Annotated in this window: 20 protein-coding genes; 5 read left to right on the top strand and 15 right to left on the bottom strand. The window is 65.0% G+C overall.

The features are described 5' to 3' along the window. Nucleotides 1-13: 13 nt before the first annotated feature. Together F812_RS22895 and parC are read right to left on the bottom strand one after the other, a co-directional pair. Nucleotides 14-517: a hypothetical protein gene (locus F812_RS22895; RefSeq protein ID WP_020085201.1), complete on the bottom strand. Its 504-nt coding sequence runs from the start codon at nt 515-517 to the stop codon at nt 14-16. A 190-nt stretch (nt 518-707) separates the two neighbouring features. After that, a complete protein-coding gene (gene parC, locus F812_RS0106725; protein ID WP_020085200.1) occupies nt 708-2,960 on the bottom strand; it encodes a DNA topoisomerase IV subunit A in 2,253 nt (750 codons plus the stop codon). 232 nt (nt 2,961-3,192) lie between these two features. On the opposite strand from parC, the gene F812_RS0106720 reads away from it, so the two are divergent. Next, nucleotides 3,193-3,900 carry a CAP domain-containing protein gene (locus F812_RS0106720; protein WP_020085199.1) on the top strand — a complete coding sequence of 236 codons (708 nt, stop codon included), beginning with the start codon at nt 3,193-3,195 and terminating at the stop codon, nt 3,898-3,900. Nucleotides 3,901-4,333: 433 nt separating this feature from the next. Here F812_RS0106720 and recO read toward each other — a convergent pair whose 3' ends face one another. The 9 genes from recO to rpoZ form a co-directional block, all read right to left on the bottom strand. Further along, the gene (gene recO, locus F812_RS0106715; RefSeq protein WP_020085198.1) at nt 4,334-5,077 is read right to left on the bottom strand and encodes a DNA repair protein RecO; all 744 of its coding nucleotides are present in this window, start codon (nt 5,075-5,077) and stop codon (nt 4,334-4,336) included. Nucleotides 5,078-5,137: 60 nt separating this feature from the next. After that, the gene (locus F812_RS0106710) at nt 5,138-5,497 is read right to left on the bottom strand and encodes a hypothetical protein (protein WP_020085197.1); all 360 of its coding nucleotides are present in this window, start codon (nt 5,495-5,497) and stop codon (nt 5,138-5,140) included. Further along, a complete protein-coding gene (gene era / locus F812_RS0106705; RefSeq protein WP_020085196.1) occupies nt 5,497-6,444 on the bottom strand; it encodes a GTPase Era in 948 nt (315 codons plus the stop codon). The genes F812_RS0106710 and era overlap by 1 nt, the downstream gene beginning before the upstream one ends. After that, nucleotides 6,437-7,144 carry a ribonuclease III gene (rnc, locus tag F812_RS0106700; RefSeq protein ID WP_026867905.1) on the bottom strand — a complete coding sequence of 236 codons (708 nt, stop codon included), beginning with the start codon at nt 7,142-7,144 and terminating at the stop codon, nt 6,437-6,439. Before rnc ends, era begins: the two co-directional genes overlap by 8 nt. Before the next feature lie 45 nt (nt 7,145-7,189). After that, a complete protein-coding gene (gene lepB, locus F812_RS0106695; protein ID WP_020085194.1) occupies nt 7,190-7,969 on the bottom strand; it encodes a signal peptidase I in 780 nt (259 codons plus the stop codon). Between the two features lie 253 nt (nt 7,970-8,222). Continuing rightward, nucleotides 8,223-8,642 (bottom strand): holo-ACP synthase, encoded by a 420-nt coding sequence (gene acpS, locus F812_RS0106690; RefSeq protein ID WP_020085193.1) that lies wholly within the window; start codon nt 8,640-8,642, stop codon nt 8,223-8,225. Continuing rightward, nucleotides 8,639-9,418 carry a pyridoxine 5'-phosphate synthase gene (locus tag F812_RS0106685; protein ID WP_020085192.1) on the bottom strand — a complete coding sequence of 260 codons (780 nt, stop codon included), beginning with the start codon at nt 9,416-9,418 and terminating at the stop codon, nt 8,639-8,641. The genes acpS and F812_RS0106685 overlap by 4 nt, the downstream gene beginning before the upstream one ends. A gap of 72 nt (nt 9,419-9,490) precedes the next feature. After that, the gene (locus tag F812_RS0106680) at nt 9,491-11,740 is read right to left on the bottom strand and encodes a RelA/SpoT family protein (RefSeq protein ID WP_020085191.1); all 2,250 of its coding nucleotides are present in this window, start codon (nt 11,738-11,740) and stop codon (nt 9,491-9,493) included. A gap of 117 nt (nt 11,741-11,857) precedes the next feature. Next, nucleotides 11,858-12,286 (bottom strand): DNA-directed RNA polymerase subunit omega, encoded by a 429-nt coding sequence (gene rpoZ / locus F812_RS0106675; RefSeq protein WP_020085190.1) that lies wholly within the window; start codon nt 12,284-12,286, stop codon nt 11,858-11,860. A 444-nt stretch (nt 12,287-12,730) separates the two neighbouring features. Here rpoZ and F812_RS0106670 point away from each other — a divergent pair, with 444 nt between their 5' ends. From F812_RS0106670 to F812_RS0106660, 3 genes are all read left to right on the top strand, one after another. Continuing rightward, entirely contained in the window at nt 12,731-13,372 is a 642-nt protein-coding gene (locus tag F812_RS0106670; RefSeq protein ID WP_020085189.1) for a LabA-like NYN domain-containing protein, read from the top strand. Between the two features lie 119 nt (nt 13,373-13,491). Beyond that, entirely contained in the window at nt 13,492-14,163 is a 672-nt protein-coding gene (locus tag F812_RS0106665) for a uracil-DNA glycosylase (protein WP_026867904.1), read from the top strand. Between the two features lie 100 nt (nt 14,164-14,263). Beyond that, a complete protein-coding gene (locus F812_RS0106660; RefSeq protein WP_020085187.1) occupies nt 14,264-14,683 on the top strand; it encodes a DUF3775 domain-containing protein in 420 nt (139 codons plus the stop codon). Between the two features lie 66 nt (nt 14,684-14,749). On the opposite strand, the gene F812_RS0106655 is transcribed toward F812_RS0106660, so the two are convergent. From F812_RS0106655 to dapA, 4 genes are read right to left on the bottom strand one after another with little or no spacing between them, the layout of a single operon-like run. Continuing rightward, complete coding sequence (locus tag F812_RS0106655; RefSeq protein ID WP_020085186.1) at nt 14,750-15,295, bottom strand: peroxiredoxin; 546 nt, start codon at nt 15,293-15,295, stop codon at nt 14,750-14,752. Further along, nucleotides 15,292-15,867: a peroxiredoxin gene (locus F812_RS0106650; RefSeq protein ID WP_020085185.1), complete on the bottom strand. Its 576-nt coding sequence runs from the start codon at nt 15,865-15,867 to the stop codon at nt 15,292-15,294. The genes F812_RS0106655 and F812_RS0106650 overlap by 4 nt, the downstream gene beginning before the upstream one ends. Continuing rightward, a complete protein-coding gene (gene smpB / locus F812_RS0106645; RefSeq protein ID WP_020085184.1) occupies nt 15,867-16,346 on the bottom strand; it encodes an SsrA-binding protein SmpB in 480 nt (159 codons plus the stop codon). The genes F812_RS0106650 and smpB overlap by 1 nt, the downstream gene beginning before the upstream one ends. A 19-nt stretch (nt 16,347-16,365) precedes the next feature. Beyond that, complete coding sequence (gene dapA, locus F812_RS0106640) at nt 16,366-17,256, bottom strand: 4-hydroxy-tetrahydrodipicolinate synthase (protein WP_020085183.1); 891 nt, start codon at nt 17,254-17,256, stop codon at nt 16,366-16,368. Nucleotides 17,257-17,603: 347 nt separating this feature from the next. Between dapA and F812_RS0106635 the strand changes: the two genes are divergently transcribed. After that, nucleotides 17,604-19,856, top strand: coding sequence for a lytic transglycosylase domain-containing protein (locus F812_RS0106635; RefSeq protein WP_156827287.1), 2,253 nt, complete (start codon nt 17,604-17,606; stop codon nt 19,854-19,856). Nucleotides 19,857-19,885 lie beyond the last annotated feature (29 nt).

Genomic DNA, 19,885 nt, shown 5'->3' with positions numbered 1-19,885 from the left:
GACTGCAGCGGCGCTACTTCGCGAGCTCGTCGTCCAGCTTCTTGAACATGTAGGCCCACTTCGAGCCCTGGGTCTCGATCAGCACGCCCATGAGGCCGCGCAGCTCCTGCAGCACGGCGCAGTTGGGCTCCTTGGCGTTGGCGCCTTCCTGGCCCATGGACGAGATCGACGCCAGAAGCTCGTTCGACTTGTCGTCGAACACGGTGATCTGGTCGTCTTTCACGAAGGGCGCGGCCTCCTTCATGAACTGGTCGTTGCTCCAGCCCCGCTTTTCCTTCAACTGGCGCAGCTTGACCTGGAACTCGGGGCGGTTGCGGTTGTTGAGTTCGCGCAGCTTCTCGGCGGCCTCGTCCACGGCGCTCTCGAACTGCGACTTGGCGCATGAAGCCTGATCGGGGGCGGGAGCAGGCGTCTCCTGCGCGGCTGCTGAGCCCGCAAAGCCGGGCGCGACCGCGGAAGCGGCGAGCGCCACGACGAGACCCAGGAAATATGCCGCCCCTAAACGCAACTGCCTCATCCTAGGGTGTTTTCGCTTCCCACTGAACCGCTGCAACACCCTAGCCCTTCACTCGACGAGCGCGCCTCTCCCCGTCGGATAAGCGCGCCACCCCTCCATGTCTCTTGTCCTACCGGGGCTCATCACCCGACGCAAGGCTCGCCCTCGCGCCCGAGACTTAACCCCTGAGTTTTTGAGCAAAAGTGCCTTGTCAGCGGAAGGCCGGCCCGAACTTGTTGGAGCGCGGGAAGCCCTTGGGCGCAATCTTGCCGGACTGCGAGCGCTGGCCTACCCACTCCTTCACCTCGGCCCACGGCAGCGTGAAGGTGCGGCTGGCTGCATCGAGCCAGGTCAGACCTTCCTTCTTGTGGAACACGACGGCGTCGGCCAGGGCGCCTTCCTTGAAGCGCTGGAGGATGGTTCCCTTGCCGCGGGTCATCTCGTTGACCTCATCGAGCGGGAACACGAGCATCTTGCGGTTCTCGCCGATGGTCGCGACGTAGTCGCCATCGACGGGCACGCAGACGCGCGCCTCCTCGTCCACACCGACGTTGAGCACCTGCTTGCCCTTGCGCGTTGCGGCGACGACCTCGTCCTCGGGCACGATGAAGCCGTTGCCGGCCGTGCTCGCCACCAGAAGCTTGCGCCCCGGCTCGTAGACGAAGCATTCGGCGAAATCCTGGTTCTCCTCCAGGTCGACGATGAGGCGCACCGGCTCGCCGTGACCGCGGCCGCCGGGAAGCTGGCTCGCCTCCAGCGTGAAGAACTTTCCGTTGGTGGCGAACAGGATCAGCTTGTCGGTGGTCTGCGCTTTGATGGCGCGCTTCAGGCTATCGCCCTGCTTGAAGTCGAGCTTCGAGAGATCGTCCTGGTGGCCCTTGAGCGCGCGGATCCATCCCTTGTCGGACAGGATGATGGTGATCGGCTCCTTCTCGACGAGAGCGGCTTCGAGATCGAGATCGACCTCGGGCGCGTCGGCGAAGCTCGTGCGGCGGCGGCCAAGCTCGGTCTTCTTCGAGTAGCGCTCGCGCGTCGCGCGTACCTCCTCGGAGATGCGCTCCCACTGAAGCTCGTCCGACTTCAGGAGCTGCTTCAGCTCACGGCGCTCCTTGGAGAGCTTGTCGTGCTCGGCCTTGATCTCGACCTCTTCGAGCCTCGAGAGCGATTTCAGGCGGAGGTTCAGGATGGCGTCCGCCTGCACTTCCGAAAGCTTGAATCGCTCGATGAGCTTGGCCTTCGGATCGTCCTCGAAGCGGACGATGCGGATCACCTCGTCGATGTTGAGGTAGGCGATCAGATAGCCGTCGAGCACCTCGAGCCGGTGCTCGATCTTCTTCAGGCGATACTCCGAGCGGCGCACGAGCACATCGATGCGGTGCTCCAGCCACTGGCGCAGCACATCGCGCAGCGAGAGCACGTTCGGGATCTGACCGCCGGACAGCACGTTCATGTTGAGGCCGAAACGGACCTCGAGCTCCGTCAGACGGAACAGGCTCTCCATAAGCAGCACGGCATCGACGGTGCGGGTCTTCGGCTCCAGCACGAGGCGCACCTGCTCGGCGGACTCGTCGCGGATGTCGCCGAGCAGCGGCAGCTTCTTCTCCGTCATCAGCTCGGCGATCTTCTCGACGAGCTTGGCCTTCTGCACCTGATAGGGGATCTCGGTGACGACGATCTGGTAACCGCCGCGCCCCGTCTCCTCCTTCTCCCAACGCGCCCGCAGGCGGAATCCGCCGCGGCCGGTGCGATAGGCTTCGAGAATGGATTCGCGCGGCTCGACCATCACGCCGCCGGTCGGGAAATCAGGCCCCGGGATCATCTCCACGAGCTTCTCGATGGTGGCGCCGGGATGCTTGATGAGATGCAAGAGCGCCGCGCACAGCTCGTCCACGTTGTGGGGCGGAATGTTGGTGGCCATGCCGACGGCGATGCCGGCAGCACCGTTGGCCAGCAGGTTCGGGAAGGCCGCAGGCAGAACGGTCGGCTCCTGCTCGCGCCCGTCGTAGTTGGGGCGGAAGGCAACCGTATCCTCGTCAATGCCGTCGAGAAGCTCCGCGGCAACGCTGGTCAGGCGGGCTTCCGTGTACCGGTCGGCGGCCGGGTTGTCGCCGTCGATGTTGCCGAAGTTGCCCTGGCCGTCCACCAGCGGATAGCGGACTGCGAAGTCCTGCGCGAGGCGCGCGAGGGCGTCGTAGATCGCCTGGTTGCCGTGCGGATGGTAGTTGCCCATCGTCTCGCCGACGATCTTGGCGCACTTGCGGTAGCCCTTGTCGGGATCGAGGCCCAGCTCGCGCATGGCGTAGAGAATGCGCCGGTGCACGGGCTTCAAGCCGTCGCGGACGTCCGGCAGCGCACGGTGCATGATGGTGGAGAGAGCATACGCAAGATAGCGCTCCTCGAGCGCATCCTTGAGCGTGACCGGCTCGATGGGTCCGGCTCCCGGCAGAATCGGTTTGTCTGTCATGGCGTCTGGTTACTGCTCCCGGCGGCGGCTCTCAAGTGCAGCCGCGCCACAAGGCTCTTTCAAGTTGCAACAACACACAAATCTCTGTTCGGGGCAACCTAAGGCGCCGATTTCCACAGCGGGCGCGCCATTTTGCGCAGCCATTTTCGTGTGGGCTTTCCCGGACCGCCGCCTTGTGTTCGCCGCTGTCGCGGACGATTTTGAGCAGGATCGTCATAACCCGCAGCGAGCCATGCCCGCCGTTCTTCCCGATACGCCGACCGTCGAAGCCGCAATCATCGAAATGACAAACGCCTATCGCGGGCGCCAGCAGCTCGGCTCGCTCCGGCAGAGCCCGGCGCTTACCCGCGCCGCGCGTGCCTATGCGGCCTATCTCGCGAAGAACGGGCAATTCTCGCATACCGCCGACGGCCGCCAGGCCGGCGACCGCATCACCTCGGCGGGCTACGACTGGTGCCAGATCGGCGAGAACCTCGCCCTCAACGAGGACAGCCGGGGCTTCGAGCCGCGGGCACTCGCGCAGCGCTCCGTCGAAGGCTGGATCAATTCGCCGGGCCACCGCGCGAACATGGTGGCTCCCAACGTCACCGAGATCGGCGTAGGCGTTGTGAGCGCGCCGGGCAAGTATCCGAAGTTCATCTCCGTGCAGCTCTTCGCGCGGCCGAAATCGCTCGAATACGAGTTCCAGGTTTCGAACACGACACGCCAGAGCATCGGCTACACGTTCAACGGCGAGGCGCACGAGATCAAGCCGTCGTATGCGGTCACGCACTCCTCATGCAATCCGAGCGAGATCTCGTTCGACAGCTACGGCGAGGGTTTCAGCGCCCAGCGGCTTTCCATGCGCTACGAGGCGCTGGACGGGCTTGTCTACATGCTCAAACCCGACCCAGCCAACGGCGTGCGCGTCGAGATCGCGCCGCGCGAGCGCATCCGGTAGCGGCGTCTCTGTCCGAGTGACACGTCGACAGGCCCGACAGCAACCCCTGCTTCAGGCATGTCTGGATCCCGATCTTCATCGGGATGACGTCGAAGGTGGGTATATGGCGCAGACAAATAACATCGTCACCTCGACGGAGGTCGGGGTCCAGACACGTATGCAGAAGGATCGGACTTCTCGCCCATCTCGTAGCAGCGCCGACACGAAATGAAGGCCTCCAAGCCTTCGACAGAAACTCTGCTTCCGGCGCGTCTGGATCCCGGCCTGCGCCGGGATGACGGTGTTTGTTGTCCGTGCCGCATGCCCATTTTCAACGTCACCCCGACGGAGGTCGGGGTCCAGACACGTATGCGGAATAGGATCGGGCCACAGTGCGCCATTCGGGAACGGCTTGCGGAGGCCGAGGGATGTGGCCTTCGGCAGGTTAGCAGTCTCACCGCGTGCCGTGGGGCTCGGCGAGGCGTTTCAGCAGCGCGAGCATACGGCTTCGGGCTTCCGGCATCTCCTCGTCTCTCTGGCGAAAGACGCGCGTTTCCAGGAAGTGGCCCGTCAGCGCGAACCCGCCTTCGATATCGCCCGGCCCGAGCGCCGACTGCCGGCCGGGGCGCAAAAACTGCGGGAGAGGCAGGAGCTTGTCGCGGTAGGGCTCTCCGGCGGACGCAGACACCGCGCGGCCGGTTTTGGGAGACACATAGATCAGATCGTCGTTGATGCCGGTTGCGGCGCATTGCGTGAGATCGAGGCCGAAGCCCAATTCGTCCAGCAGCGCCAGCTCCCAGCGCGCGAGCAGCGCCGGCCAGACGCTCACGTCATCCAGGTAGGCGAGCACGAACAGCGTCACCTCGTAGAGATTGGGATGCGGATCGCGTTCGGGCAGCAGGCGCGCCAACGCGCAAAGCGACGTGAGCCCGGCGAGGGCTGCCGCATCGTCCATGGCGGAGGCGGCATAGCCGCGGATCAGCTCGACGTTCATGTGGCCCAGATGATCGGCAAGACGCGCTTTCCAGGCGACATCCACGTGATTGCCGATCTGGAGCACGGGGCGCGTGCGACGCGAGCGCCCGCCGTGCACAAGACCCAGATGGCGGCCGTGCGCGCGCGTCAGGATCTCGACCACCGCCGCGGTCTCGCCATGGGCGCGGACTGAGAGAATCACACCTTCATCGGACCAGTTCATAGGCGGGTTATAGCCGACTTACCCCGTTTCGCAGCATTTCGCGCGTGGCGGCGGGCTCGCTCAGATGCCGATACGGTTCTTGCGCAGCTCGCGGCGATCGGGCGCCTGCTCGATGGTGCAAGGGGCGGCACGGGCCAGGCACTCGAAGGACCCATCGCTCCGCGGCAGACAGGCCAGCGTCTTCTCCGCCGCAAGCCGCCAGCTGCCATATTCCTCGCCGTGGGCGAGCGCCTTCGATTTCCAGACCGCCAGCGCTGCCGCCCGCGCGGTGTCCTCGGAGGTTCCGGTCACGAGCCCGCTCGAAACATGCGGCTCGCAAATGCGGACGGCCGCGCCCGCCTTCCGCGTGCCCGACACACCAGCCGCCGCCGTGATGAGCGCCAGGCCGAAAAGCGGCACGGTGCCCGGGCGGGGCGGCATCAATCCTCCTTCGGGAATTCGAGCCCCATCTCGCGGTACCGCTCAGGATCGCGATCCCAGCCTTCGCGCACTTTCACGAACAGAAAGAGATGGACCGGCTCGCCAACGATCTCGGTCAGCTCCGTGCGGGAGGCTTGCGAGATCTTCTTGATGGTCTGGCCGCCCTTGCCGAGCACGATGCTCTTCTGGCTGTCGCGCTCGACGTAGATCACCTGCTCCACGCGGACGGACTTGTCGCGCAGCGTCTTCCAGGACTCGGTCTCGACCGTGATCTGGTAAGGCAGCTCGTCGTGCAGGTAGTTGTAGATCTTCTCGCGCGTGACCTCGGCCGCGAGCTGGCGCACGGGAATGTCCGACAGCTCGTCCTCGGGATAGAGCCAGGGTCCTTCCGGCACCTGCTGTGCCAGATAGCGCTTGAGCTCTGCGACGCCATCGCCGTTCAAGGCCGCAATCATGAACACGCGCTCGAACGGGAGGCGGCCCGAGAGATCCTGCACCAGGGCGAGCAGCTTCCCCTTGTCCTCCACGCGGTCGATCTTGTTGAGGACAAGAATGGCCTTTTTCCGCGTCTCGGCAGCCAGCCTGGAGACCAACTGCTCCACGTCCTCGTCGATCCCTTTCGCGGCATCGACCAGAACAAGCACCTGATCGGCATCGGCCGCGCCGGCCCAAGCGCTCGCGACCATCGCTTTGTCGAGGCGCCGCTTCGGCGCGAAGATGCCTGGCGTATCGATGAGCACGAGCTGGCTCGCGCCTTCCATGGCGATGCCACGGATCTGGATCCGGGTCGTTTGCACCTTGCGTGAGATGATCGTGACCTTGGCGCCGACCAGCGCGTTGACGAGGGTCGACTTGCCCGCATTGGGCGCACCGATGATGGCGATCACGCCGCAGCGGTGCGGCTCATCCGTTTGCGGGGGCGCCGCGGCTTTGGGGGCATCAGCCAAGAGGACGTTTCTCCATCACACCTTCGCGCTCCAGTAGCGCAGTCGCGGCTGCCTGCTCGGCTGCCCGTTTAGAGGCGCCTTCGCCCCGGGCTGGCGCCTTGCCCTTGATGCGCACCTCGGCGGTGAAGCGCGGCGCGTGATCGGGCCCGGTCCGCTCCACCTCGACGTAGTTCGGAAGCTGCAGCCCCTGCCCCTGCGCCCACTCCTGCAACGCAGACTTGGGATCGGCGGCGGCATGGCCGAACGAGACTTCCTCATTCTCCCACAGACGGCGAACCACGTCGCGCGCCTTGTTGAAACCGGCTTCGAGAAAGATGGCGCCGAGGACGGCCTCGACGGCGTCGGCAAGGATGGTGCCCTTAAGTCGTCCGCCGCTCCCCGCCTCGCTTTCCGAGAGCATGAGATAGTCGCCGAGCCCAAGTGCGCGTCCGACGTTCGCACAGGTTTCGCCGCGGACAAGGCGATTGAGATGGCGGGCAAGCTCGCCTTCCGTCGCGGCCGGATAGGCGGCCTCCAGCATCTCGACGATGGCGAGGCCCAGCACGCGGTCGCCTACGAATTCGAGCCGCTCATTGTCCTCGCGCACCTTCTTCGCGCCGCGCAGGCTCGCATGCGTGAGAGCGCGCTCGAGCAGCGCTTCGTTCTTGAAGCGGTAGCCGAGCTTTTTCTCGAGATCCTTGTACTTGCGGGCTTTGAACATCGAGCCGGTATCCTGGCTCAGATCTCCGAGCCGAGCCTTCAAAAATCAGCGAACGAGATTAAAAAAGCGGCTCCAGCGGATGTCGAACGGCCACGTCCAAGGGGAGAGCCAGCGCATGGCGTCGGGCTCGTCCACGGCGGCCGAGAAGAAGATGATCTCGGCACGTCCGATCAAATTCTCGAACGGCACATAGCCCACGGACGCGCGGCTGTCGGCGGAGTTGTCGCGGTTGTCGCCCATCATGAAGTAATGACCGGGCGGCACCTTGAAGACTTCGGTGTTGTCGAAATCGCCGGCCGGCTCGAGATCGAGCACGGTGTACTTCAGACCTTCGGGGAGGGTCTCCTCGAAGCGCTTGTAGACCACGCGGCGGCAGTGACGGAAATACGGGTCGCACTCGGTGTTGGCGAATTCGTCCTTGTACACCTTCGGCACCGGAGTGCCGTTGATGTAGAGGATGCCGCTCTTCATCTGGATCTCGTCGCCCGGAAGGCCGATCACGCGCTTGATGTAGTCGAGGCTCTCGTCCTGCGGCAGGCGGAAGACGACCACGTCGCCGCGCTTGGGCTCGGCGGCGAAGATGCGGCCCGAGAACAGGTGCGGGCTGAAGGGGAACGAGAAACGGCTATAGCCGTACGACAACTTCGAGACGAAGAGATAGTCGCCGATCAGCAGCGTTGACTTCATCGAGCCGGACGGAATGTTGAACGGCTGGAAGAAGAACACGCGCACGACCATCGCAATGGCGAGGGCCTGTACGACGATTTTCGCGGTCTCAGCCCAGCCGGATCCCGCGCTGGCCTTGGAGTTCGTTTCCAGGCTCATCTCCTGCTCCCAAGAGCGCGATCATTTTTGATCGAAGCGATCCAACATGGTCGCGCTCTACATCAAAAGTTCCGGCCCCGGTTCACACATCGGAGTGATCGATCCGACGTGGCCCCAGTCTCGCCTTGCCAGCCACGCAGCAGGCGCCCGCAAAAGCCCTGCTCGCTATAGCGATTAAGCGAGCTCCGTGCAAACAGGGGTGCGGCGTGGTGACGCCCAGCCCCCAAGGACATCCCTGCTTCGCCCCCGAATGTCAGCCCGCCGTGTGGCTAAATCCAGCCGGGAGCGCAGATATGATGACGACGGCTTCCGCGAGCGGAAAATCGTCCGTTAGTGTCAGGTCGATCCGCGCGATGAATCCCGAGGGCGTAATACTGGCCAATTGCTGCGCTGCACCACCCGTCAGCGCCAGGGTCGGACGCCCAGACGGCAGATTGATGACACCCATGTCGCGCCAGTAGACGCCGTTATGGAATCCGGTGCCTAGGGCCTTGGCGCAGGCTTCCTTCGCGGCAAAGCGCTTGGCATAGGACGCTGCGCGGGTGGCGCGGCGGTCGGACTTGGCCCGTTCGATATCGGTGAAGACGCGCTCGAGGAAGCGCTCGCCGAAACGCTCCAGGGTGGACTCGATGCGACGAATGTCGACGATATCGTTGCCGAGTCCGATGATCACGCGCTGACCTGGCCCGAGACCTTGAGCCTCGCCTCGTCCATCAGAGAGCGCATACGCTTCACCGCGGCGTGCAGACCGCCGAAGATGGCTTCGCCGATGAGAAAATGGCCGATGTTCAGCTCGACCACCTCGGGCATACGGGCAAGGGGCGCCACGGTATTGAAGGTGAGGCCATGGCCGGCATGCACCTCGAGGCCCAGGGCCGCGGCGCCGGTCGCCGCTTTCGACAGGCGCTCGATCTCGGCGGCAACGCCCTTCGCGTCGTCGGCGGCCGCGTGCTCGCAATAGGTGCCCGTGTGCAGCTCCACGATGTCCGCGCCGAGGGCCGCGGAGGTCTCGATCGCGCGCATGTCGGGCTCGATGAACAGGGAGACGCGAATGCCCGCCGCCTTCAAGTCGCCGATGATGGGGGCGAGCGACGCCTTCTGGCCGACCACGTCCAGGCCGCCTTCCGTGGTGCGCTCCTCGCGCCGCTCGGGCACGAGGCAGCAGGCGTTCGGCACGTGGCGGAGCGCGATGGCGAGCATCTCGGGCGTTGCGGCCATCTCGAGATTGAGCGGGCGCGTCAGCTCCGATTTGAGGCGCGCGATGTCCGTATCCGAGATGTGGCGGCGGTCCTCACGCAGATGTGCCGTGATGCCATCGGCGCCTGCCTCCACCGCAAGATGGGCGGCGCGGAGCGGATCGGGATGACGGCCCCCGCGCGCGTTGCGGATGGTGGCCACGTGGTCGATGTTCACACCCAGACGTAGAACGTTATACGGACTCCGCGTCATAGCCCCTTCATCCTGGCTCTAGCTTCTCTCGCTCGTGGCGCATTCCACGGCCCTCCGGCGGGCCGGGGCGCATTATTCAAACACACGTTCAACCTTGCTGACCACCGCTTTTGCCTTGAGCCCGTTGATGATCTGGTTCAAGTGCGCCAGATCCCAGACCTCGAGACCGATACGGAGCTCGGTGAAATCCGATGCCCGGCGGATCATTTTAAGGTTGTCGATGTTACCGCCGGACTGGCCGATGACGTCGGCGATCTCGGCAAGCGTGCCGGGCCGGTTGGGAGCCGTCACGCTGATCAATGCCGGGAAACGCTCGGGATTTTCGGGGTCGATGTCCCAGGCCACGTCGATCCAGCGCTCGTGCTCGAACTCCTGGAGGCGGGGCGAGTGGATCTGGAACACGCGGATGCCCTCGCCCGGCGCCAGAACGCCCACGATGCGGTCGCCCGGCACCGCGCCACCGGCCTCGAACAGCACGGGCATGTCGTTCCTCACGCCGCGGATCGGAATGCCGCGGACCCGGCCGGTCGGTGCCGTGCCGGTATCAGAATCGGAGGAGCCGCCGAGGCGCAGCTTGTTGGTGGCGGCACGCGTGAGGCTGAGCCAGCCCTTCGCGGATTTCGAGGTGTCTTCCGCACGCGGCGGCGCCGCAAGCGCAGCGGCGGCGAGCTCCGGCGCGATAGCCCGCAGCACGTCTTCGATCTTCACCTCGTTGCGCGCCACAGCGGCCAAGGCATCCTCGAGACTTTTCTGGGAGAGGCGCGGCAGCGCCTTCTTCAGGCGCTCATCCGAGTAGGCCTCTCCGATGCGTTCGAAGGCGGAGATCAGAAGCCTGCGGCCAAGCTCTGCGTACTGGCGGCGAATGGCGTCGCGTGCGGCGCGGCGGATGGCGGAACGCGCGCGCCCGGTGACCGCGAGGCTTTCCCAGGCGGCAGGGGGCGTGTGGGTCTTCGAGGTTTGGATCTCGACCTCATCGCCGTTGCGCAGCCGCGTGTCGATCGGCACGTGGCGGCCGTTGACGTAGGCGCCGACGGCGGCGTTGCCCACGTCGGTGTGGACGGCGTAGGCGAAATCGAGCGGTGTCGCGCCACGCGGCAACGCGATGAGGCGGCCCTTGGGCGAAAAGCAGAAGACCTGATCCTGGAACAGCTCGAGCTTGGTGTGCTCCAGGAACTCCTCGGGGTTCGATCCTTCGAGCAGTGTTTCAACGAGATGGCGCAGCCACTGATACGGCCCGCTCTCCTTGTCGGAGAATGCGAGGGTCGCGGTGTTGCCGCCGTTCATCTTCTGCGCGTCCTTGTAGACGGCATGGGCCGCCACGCCGTACTCGGCCACGTTGTGCATGGCGCGGGTGCGGATCTGAAGCTCGACGCGCTGATGGCGGGGGCCGACCACGGTGGTGTGGATCGACTGGTAGTTGTTCTGTTTCGGCGTCGAGATGTAGTCCTTGAAGCGGCCCGGCACGGTGCGCCAGGTCGTGTGGGCGACGCCCAGAACGCGGTAACAGTCGTCGATGGTGCCGACGACGACGCGGAAGGCGTAGATGTCCGAGAGCTGCTCCAGGCTGATCTGCTTGTTCGCCATCTTGCTCCAGACGGAGTAAGGCTTCTTCTCGCGCCCCGACACCTCCGCATCGATGCCGACGTCGGCGAGCCGCTTCTGGAGCGCGTTGGCGATGTCCTCGACCAGCCCTTCGTTCTTGGCGCGCAGCTCCTCGAGCTTCTCCGTCACCGTCTTGTAGGCTTCGGGGTGCAGCCAGCGGAAGGCGTGCTCCTCGAGCTCCTCGCGAAGTGCCTGCATACCCATGCGGCCGGCGAGCGGCGCATAGATCTCGAGCGTCTCCTCGGAGTTGCGCTTGCGGCTCTCGGGCTTCATGTGCTCGAGCGTGCGCATGTTGTGCAGGCGATCGGCGAGCTTCACCAGAAGCACGCGGATGTCGCTCGAAATCGCGATCAGGAGCTTGCGGAAATTCTCGGCCTGCTCGGCCTTCTTCGAGACCAGATCGAGCCGCTTGATCTTGGTGAGCCCATCAACGAGGGCGCCGATCTCGGGCCCGAAGAGCTGATCGATCTCGGCGCGGGTCGCGTCGGTGTCCTCGATCACGTCGTGCAGCAGCGCGGTGACGATAGTGGCGTCATCGAGCTTGAGATCCGTCAGGATCGCAGCCACTTCGAGGGGATGGGAGAAATAGGGCGCGCCGGAAGCGCGCTTCTGGGATCCATGCGCGCGCATCGCATAAACGTAGGCACGGTTGAGGAGCGCCTCGTCTGCAGTCGGGTCGTATTTCTGTACTCGCTCGACGAGCTCGTACTGACGCATCATGGGCCGCACACACTCCCGGCGTCGAAGAGGGCGCCCTCAGGTCCGTCGAACCGGACCCGGGCGCCCTGAAGAGAGCCACTCACATCGGTGGTCGAGCGATATGCCCGCGATGCGGTTTTAGCGGCCGCGCTCGCGGGGACCGCCGCTGCCGCCGTTGGAGGACGGCTCGGACGGGGTCATGCTTTCAAGGCCGCGCAGAAGCTGCTCCTCGGTGAGCACGTCGACCTGGGTATCCGCGGACTGGTCGTCGCGGCCAAGGATCGGGCTGCGGCGCTCCTGCGGCAGAACGGGTGCCGCGGCCGCTTCCGGCTCGTCGACCTCGACGTTCTTCTGGATCGAGTGGATCAGAGACTCGCGCATGTCCTCCGGCGGAATAGTCCGCTCGGCGATCTCGCGAAGCGCCACCACCGGGTTCTTGTCGTTGTCGGGGTCGACGGTGATTGCGCTGCCGTTGGCAATCGACCGGGCCCGATGAGCCGCCAGAAGAACCAGCTCAAACCGGTTCGGAACCTTGTCGACGCAATCCTCGACTGTGACGCGTGCCATTCGCTAGCACCCCTCTCTCGTCTTGCTCATGATGCGGAATGAAATCCGATAGCTGCCAGGATCCTTAACAGGGTCCGGCGCGCCGCTCCAGCCCGCTTAAGTGACATGAAATCGGCAGGCTCGCAAGTCGGCGGCCAGAGATACGGACCGCGAACGCCCCTTGCGGATACAAAATGCGAATTAATCAATTGCAAACGCGCGCACGCACCCCATCTAGAAGTAGCATAAAGAAACTAAACACTGTGCGCGAACTTGGCGCGGCAGGTGTTCGTCGGGTGGGGCAATTTTTTCCGCCTGCCCAATGTCATTCGTGACAGATTGCGCTTAGTCTTCCGATCGTCGATGATGATCCGCTCTCGTGAGCTAGACTGGATGGCGCAGTCTCGCTTTTGCCGGCGCGCAGCGGACGCTGTGGGCGCCTGGTCCGTTCAAGGAACATAAGAAATGCACTTTTATCAAGGCGAACGCGTTGCTCTTTTCATTGATGGGGCCAATCTTTACGCCACTTCCAAAGCCTTGGGATTCGACGTCGACTACAAGCGCCTGCTCGCGCTCTTCCGTCAGAAGGCCCACTTGGTGAGAGCACTCTATTATACCGCCCTGTCGGAGGATCAGGAGTACTCCTCGATTCGTCCTCTGATCGATTGGCTCGACTACAACGGCTTCACCATGGTCACGAAGCCGACGAAGGAGTTCACCGACGCCTCGGGCCGCCGCAAGGTGAAGGGCAACATGGACATCGAGCTGGCCGTGGACGCCATGCGGCTCGCCGATACGCTTGACCACATCGTTCTGTTCTCGGGCGACGGCGATTTCCGCGGCCTGGTGGCGGCTCTTCAGCAGAAGGGCAAGCGGGTCAGCGTCGTTTCGACGCTGCAGACCCAGCCGGCCATGGTCGCCGACGAGTTGCGGCGCCAAGCAGACCAGTTCATCGACCTTGCCGACCTCGAACAGCTCATCGGGCGGGACGCGTCCGCGCGTGTGAGCCGCGAATCGCGCTCATCCTCGGGCCGTGGCCTGGGGCAGAGCCGTCGCGAGACCCACGCCTATCACGACAACGACGACGTTTCGCAGGAAGAGGTCTAACCGGCAGCGGGTATCCGGCATACGGCGAGCGGAGAGCCACAGGCTTCCGCTCGCCGCGTGCTTCCTGCCAGCCATCCAGGGCCACTCAGCTCGTTACTCCGGCACTCACGAACCCGGCCATGGCCCGCCCCTCTTCTCCCACGCTCCCCGACTATACTCCCGAGGCGCCCCGCGACTGTCCGCGGTGCCCGAGGCTCGTGGCGTTCCGCAACGAGGCCGCCCAGGCGCAGCCCTCGTGGTTCAACGGCGCGGTGCCCTCGTTCGGCAACGCTGACGCACGTCTGCTGGTCGTCGGTCTCGCGCCGGGGCTGCGGGGGGCCAATCGCACCGGACGCCCCTTCACCGGGGACTATGCAGGCGATCTTCTTTATTCGACGCTTCTCGCCTTCGGCTTCGCGCGCGGCACCTATCGGGCCGATCCCAACGACGGGCTTCGCCTCGTCGATTGCATGATCACGAACGCGGTGCGCTGCGTGCCGCCTGGGAACAAGCCGCTGCCGGAGGAAATCCACACCTGCCGCGGCTACTTCTCTGCCCGGCTCGCCGCACTTCCGAAGCTCAAAGCGCTGGTGGTGCTCGGCCGGGTCGCCCACGACCAGACCCTTTCCACGCTTGGCCTCCGCAAATCGCAGTTCGCGTTTCGGCACGGCGCACGCCATCAGGCGGGTACGCTGACCATCTTCGACAGCCTCCACTGCTCGCGGCTCAATACCAACACGGGCCGGCTCACCACCGAGATGTTCCACGCCGTCTTCCGGGACGTGCGACATTTTCTCGACGAGCTTCCGTAGCTGCCGCGGCCGCTTTCCTGCGCGTCTCCCCCTTCAACGCCGGGCGCTCAACGCTTATCATCGCGCCGGTCACATGCGGAGAGACCGGGAGACACGCTCTATGGCAGCCAAAGCATCGCTTGAAATTGCACCCGAGAAGGTGGCGCACGTCATCATCAAGGCACGCGAGCTGGATGCCAAAGTGGGGGCCTGGAACGCCTCCACCGAAGAGGGCGATGCCGACGAGGACCCGAGCGCCATTCTCGAAGATTTCGCATCTGATCCCACTCTCGCGGAGTTTGCGGGCTTCATCGATGCGCTGAACGACGACGAGCAGGCGAACCTGGTGGCGCTGGCCTGGATCGGGCGCGGCACGTTCGAGGCGGAAGAGCTGGAAGAGGCCGTCGAGACCGCGCGGGCCGAGAAGGTGAATTCGACGGCGAGCTATCTGCTCGGGCTGCCTTTGCTTTCGGATTATCTCGAAGAGGGCCTCGAGAAGCTCGGCTTCTCGGCAGGCGATATCGAAAGCGACGTGCTTTAGAGGCAGTAGGCAGTAGGGGATGCGAGTTTCGCTCGCTGAAGCGCAACAAGCCCCTCTCGTCCGCCGCTACCGGACGTCCAGCACCGCGAGCAGGTCACCGGCGTGTGTATGTGGCGGGTGCACGGGATAGATCGTGCGCTCGATCCTTCCGTCGCGCAGGACAAGCGTGAGCCGCTTCAAGTAGGTCACGCCACCCGTCTCGAACACCGGCAGACGAAGCGCTTCGCGCAGTGCGCCGGATGCATCCGACAGCAAGGGAAACGGCAGGCCCACGCGCGCCGCGAACTCCTGCTGATCGGCTGTCGTCTGTCCGCTGAGGCCCAGCACTCCGAAACCGGCGGAACGGAAATCCTGCCAACAATCACGGAACCCCTCGGCTTCCGGCGTCGAGCCGTGAGCACCCTTGATGTCGTCCCAGTGAGGCGGATTAGGGAGGCCGGGACGGCCGGTCCAGGGATAGACGAACAGGACAGTGCGCCCGCCGAGCTGTGCGAGATCGACGGCCGTTCCGTCAGTCGCGGGCAGCGGCAGGCTCGGCAGCGCGAGACCGGCTGCGAGATGGCGGGCGCCCTCATCGCCGTCGGGCGCGGGATAGGGCCAGGGTGCCGTCATTTCGGGTTGGCCGCGAGCCAGGCGAGAACGTCGCCCGCGTTCCGGTCCGGCGGGAATACGGGGTAGAACACGCGCGAAATGACGCCGTCATCGACGATCAGAGACATGCGCCGGATCATCGCTTTGCCTTCGACCTCCATTGTCGGGAGCATCATGGCACGCGTCAGCGCCAGCGCGTCGTCCGAGAGCAGCGGGAACGGAAGATGCAGGCGCTCGGCCGCCTCTTTCTGCTCGGCCACGGTCTGGGTGGACAGGCCGAACACGGCGGAGGCGCCCGCGCGTTTCAGCTCCTCGTGCAGATCGCGAAAGGCACAGGCCTGCGGGGTGCATCCGCGCGCGCCCGGAATGCCGTCCCAGCCGTCGGGAAGCGGGACGCCCGGTGTCGCCGTCATGGGATAGGCAAAGACGACTGTTCGCCCCGCCATGTCGGCAAGAGTGATCTCGCCGCCGGATGTCGAGGGAAGCGCGACGCGCGCGAGGCGGGCTCCGGCGAGATGGCTGGCCCCACCGTCGTCCACCGGAGGCGGCAGCTTGGACCAATCGATGCCTGGCAAGCCTGCGGCCTCAGCCATCAGCCCTTTTCCCGCATGATGCGGGCCTTCTGCCGGTTCCAATCACGCTTGGCGGCGGTCTCGCGCTTGTCGTGCAGCTTCTTGCCCTCGGCGAGCGCGAGCTTCAGCTTCGCACGGCCGCGTGCGTTGAAATAGAGCTCCAGGGGAACGATGGTCATCCCCTTGCGGTCGACGGCGTTTAGCAGCTTCGCGAGCTCGCTCTTGTGCAGGAGAAGCCGGCGCTTGCGGCGCGGCTCATGCTGAAAGAAGCGGCCCGCGTCCTGATATTCGGGGATGTACGCGTTGATCAGGCAGAAGCTGCCGTCGTCCTCGAAGGACGCGTAGCTTTCCGCAATGTTGGCCTGGCCCGAACGCAGGCTCTTCACCTCGGTGCCCTTCAGCTCGATGCCGGCCTCGTAGGAATCGGAGATGAAATACTCGTGGCGGGCCTTCCGGTTCTCTGCCACGAGCCGGCGGCCGTCGTCCTTCTTGGCCGACATTGTTCTTTCCTGCGCTCGGCTATTCGGCGGCAGCGGCCTGCAGCAAACCGACCTTGATCAGCACCGCATCCACTGCCTTCTTCGTCTGCTCCGAGACCGGCGTCAGGGGCAGGCGCATCTCGGCCGAGCAGATGCCCAGGCGCGAGGCCGCATACTTCACCGGACCCGGGTTGGTCTCGACGAACATCACGTCGAACAGCGGCATCAGCCGGTCCTGCATCTTCAGGGCGCCCGCGAAATCGCCCTTCATCAGCATGTTCTGGAACTCGGCGCAGAGGCGCGGCGCGATGTTCGAGGCAACCGAAATGCAGCCATGGCCGCCGTGCGCGGTGAAGGCCAGCGCGGTCGCGTCCTCGCCGGAAAGCTGGTTGAACTCGGGACCCATTGCGGCACGCTGCTGGGAGACGCGCGCGAGGTTGGCGGTGGCATCCTTCACGCCGACGACGTTCTTCAGCTCGTACACGCGCGCCATAGTCGATACCGACATGTCGACGTTGGTGCGGCCGGGAATGTTGTAGATCACGATCGGAATGCCGACGCGATCGTTGATGGCCTTGAAGTGCTGGTAGAGGCCTTCCTGCGTGGGCTTGTTGTAGTAGGGGTTCACGATCAGGATCGCATCCGCACCTGCCTTCTCGGCATGGGTGGACAATTCGATCGCCTCGTCCGTCGAGTTCGAGCCCGTGCCCGCGATCACCGGGACGCGTCCCCGCGCCGCCTCGATGGTGATATCGATCACCCTCTTATGCTCGTCGAAATTCAAAGTGGGGCTCTCACCGGTGGTTCCCGTCGGGACCAAGCCGTGCGTACCCTCGGTAATCTGCCAATCGACAAAGCGGCGCAGAGCCTCCTCGTCTACAAGGCCGTTCTTGAACGGCGTGATCAACGCCGTGATGGAGCCCTTGAACATGCGCTCTCTCGATGTCCTTCGCTAGCAACGGTCGCGGCAGGCGCGCCGATCGCGTTCGTATTGGTCTTGCCGCAGCCGTACGCCCCTGTGCGAAGCGGGGGATACCTTGAACGCACGCGCTCGAATTTGTACCCTCTCCCCGGATCGCCCGTCTCGGCCACGGCCCCTTGCGGCTGGGATGGTGGACATTATGCGCTCAGGCGGCAGCCTGCAAGCCAAGTGGCGTCCGGTTGGTGGTGGGGCCGCGTTCGCTATACTAATGCCATGAACGGGCCAAAAAGGGGCTGCAACTGCCTATCACTCTTGGATTGAACCGGCGCATTTCCCGCGCCGCGGCGAGGATAAGCGTGACGGGACGAACCTCAAACTGGATATCCGGGCTCAAATACCTGGGGGGCGGCACGGGCACAGCGATGGCCGGGCTTCCGCTCCTTCTTGCATTGAGCCTGACGGCCGCCACGGCCCCCGTGCAGGCCGACCCCAAAACGGCCGCGGCCACACCGGCCGCCGCTCATCCGGAGATGCCGAAGCCCGCCAAGCCCTCTAAGCCGGAGCGGGAGCACACGGCGCGGCTCGATGCGGCTATCGCGCCGCTCCGCTCCTACACGCTGAGCGCTGCGGATGCCCAGAGCCTGCGCGAGGCCGTGAAGGCAATTGCCGCCGGCCAGGGTGACGCCGACAAGGCCAACGCGATCAAGGGACAGATCGAGGATCCGGTGGCGCGGAAGCTGGTGGACTGGTTCCGCCTGCGCAAAGGCCTCGGACGGCCGGAAGAGTATCGCGCCTTCCTGGAAGCCAATCCGGCCTGGCCCGACCGCACCACCCTCAACCAGAAGCTCGAAGAGATCCTCTTCACCCAGGGCGGCAGCTCGGGCGAGATCAAATCCTACTTCAACGGACGGGAGCCTCAGAGCGGCGTCGGCTTCGCGGCGCTGGCCTCCGCCTATCTGGCCGAAGGCAACAGCGACGAGGCCCGCCGGCTCGCAGCGAAGGCTTGGCGCGAGAAGATGCTGCCCGCGAGCCTCGAAGCCGGATTTCTGACGCGCTTCGGCGCCTTGCTCACGGTCGCCGATCACAAATGGCGCCTCGACCGGCTGTTGATGGACGACATGCGGTGGGCGAGCGAGAAGACTGCGCGCGCTGCCATCGTGCGCCGGGTCATTCCGCTGCTGCCGGCGGGCGAGCAAAAGAAAGCGGAAGCACGGCTCGCCGTCTTCCTCGGCTCGAACGGCGCGAAAAAGGGGATCGAGGGCCTGCCGGCCGAGCGGGTGCCGGATTGGGGACTCGTGTTCCATCGCATCCAGGCGCTGCGCCGGTCGGGCAACAGCGAGGAAGCTTCGAAGGTTCTGCTCGGCGCACCGACGGAGGAAGCGCTGATCGTCTCGCCCGACGACTGGTGGCTCGAACGGCGCGCCAATGCCTACGAGGCGCTCAAGGCAAACAAGCCGAAGCTCGCTTACGAGCTCGTCCGCGAAGCGGGGCCGCTGAGCGCAAACCCGCTCAAGGACCAGTCGTTCATGGCGGGCTGGCTGGCGCTGCGCTACCTCAAGGATCCAAAGACGGCCGAGCGTCATTTCCAGGTGATGAACAAGGCGGCGGATGGCCCGCTGAGCCGCGCGAAAGCGCGCTACTGGCTGGGGCGCGCGGCGGAAGCCCGGGGCGACAAGGCGGCCGCGGACGAATACTACCGCCAGGCGCTCGCGGATCCCGACACCTTCCACGCCCTGCTCGCGCGACAGAAGCTCGAGCCGGGGCGGCTCGCGATCACCACCTCGCCGCCCGCCGAGCCGACCGCCGATCAGATCAACGCGTTCGTCAATATCGACGCTGCGAAGGCTGTCGTGATCGCCAAGAACGCCGGGCTCGATGTCAGCATCCCGCGCCTGTTCATCGTGCAGCTTCGCCAATACGTGAAGACGGAGGCCGAGAGCGCAATGGTCGCGCATCTGGCGGAGGCAATCGGCGACACGCAGTCGGCGGTGCGCGCGGCGAAGGCCGCAATCGCGCGCGGCCAGAATCTCTACTACTACGCCTACCCGGTTCATCCCTTCCCGGCCTACAAGCCACTCAGGAAACCGCCGGAGACGGCGTTCCTGCTGGGCCTTGCGCGGCAGGAGACCGAATTCAACACGCTGATCGTCTCGGGCGCCGGCGCCAAGGGCCTGTTGCAGGTGATGACCGTGACCGCGAAGCACGTTTGCCGCGACTACAAGATCAAGTGCGACATCAACCGGCTTCTCTCCGACCCCTCCTACAATGCGATGCTGGCCTCGGCCTATGTGGGCGATCGCATGGAGGAGTTTTCGGGGTCCTATATCCTGACGCTCGCGGGCTATAACGCGGGGCCGGGACGCGCCCGGCAGTGGATCCGCGAGTTCGGCGATCCGCGCAATCCGAAGGTCGATCCCATCGACTGGATCGAGCGCATTCCGATCCAGGAGACGCGCGAATACGTGGCGAAGGTTCTGGCCAACATCCAGATCTATCGCGCGCGCCTTGGCGAAGAGAAAGCGGCATTGAGGCTGGAGGAGGATCTGAACCGGGCCCGCATGGCGGCGCGGCAACCGGGCTCTCCGAGCGGGGGACGTTCGGACGGCTAGCAACACGACGCGAGTTTTTTTCATTCTCC

Origin of the sequence: Hyphomicrobium zavarzinii ATCC 27496 (genome assembly GCF_000383415.1) — a bacterium.
In the GTDB taxonomy this organism is placed as follows: domain Bacteria; phylum Pseudomonadota; class Alphaproteobacteria; order Rhizobiales; family Hyphomicrobiaceae; genus Hyphomicrobium_C; species Hyphomicrobium_C zavarzinii.
This window is presented reverse-complemented; position numbering and strand designations above follow the sequence as displayed.